Raw genomic sequence first — 712 nt, 5'->3', positions numbered from 1 at the left:
TGTACGCTTCTTCTGGTTCAAACATTGTTCCAGCACCGTTTTCACGAGCATAAATCGCTTGAACTGCATACACTGGCACGATCACTGAGTGTGGTCGGCCACTAAAACGAGCATGGAAGGTAATCGCATCATTACCCAACTCTAAGTTACCAACGGCACGAGGAGCAATATTCAAGATAATCTGACCATCTTGAACAAACTCAACAGGCACACGCACACCCGGCATAGTTGCATCAACAACCAAGTGGGGAGTTAAGTCATTGTCTACTAGCCAATCGTAAAATGCGCGAAGCATATACGGGCGGCGAGCAGTCATTTTTGCAATATCCATAACGTCTTTAAATCGCTTAGCGAACTAGACGCATTTCACGTTCAGCTTCAGTTAAAGAAGCAAGGAATGAATCACGCTCAAATACGCGGTTCATGTATACCTTGATTTCTTTTGAGCCTGGGCCAACTAGGTCAATACCAAGTTGAGGTAGGCGCCACAATAGTGGAGCTAGGTAACAATCGATTAGGCTGAATTCTTCACTCATGAAGTATTCGTATTCAGCAAAAATTGGCGCTAGAGTCAGTAGATCGTTACGAAGTTTCGTACGCGCTTTTTCTGACTCTTCTGCATTACCTTTAACAATTTTTTCAGCTAGTGAGTACCAGTTACGTTCAATACGGTACATCATCAAACGGCTGTTACCACGAGCAACTGGGTAAA

At 44.0% G+C, this 712-nt stretch carries 2 protein-coding genes; both read right to left on the bottom strand.

Annotation, left to right across the window (positions count from 1 at the left end):
- Nucleotides 1–331 (bottom strand): ClpXP protease specificity-enhancing factor (gene sspB / locus R7044_RS25465; protein WP_225456028.1); only part of this gene is annotated, 331 nt, incomplete at its 3' end.
- Between the two features lie 16 nt (nt 332–347).
- The coding region (locus R7044_RS25460) for a glutathione binding-like protein (protein WP_263857046.1) at nt 348–712 on the bottom strand (365 nt) is incomplete at its 5' end.

The organism is Vibrio sp. 1402 (assembly GCF_033340275.1).
Note: the sequence above shows the minus strand (reverse complement) of the source record. Positions and strands in the feature narration are given on the sequence as shown.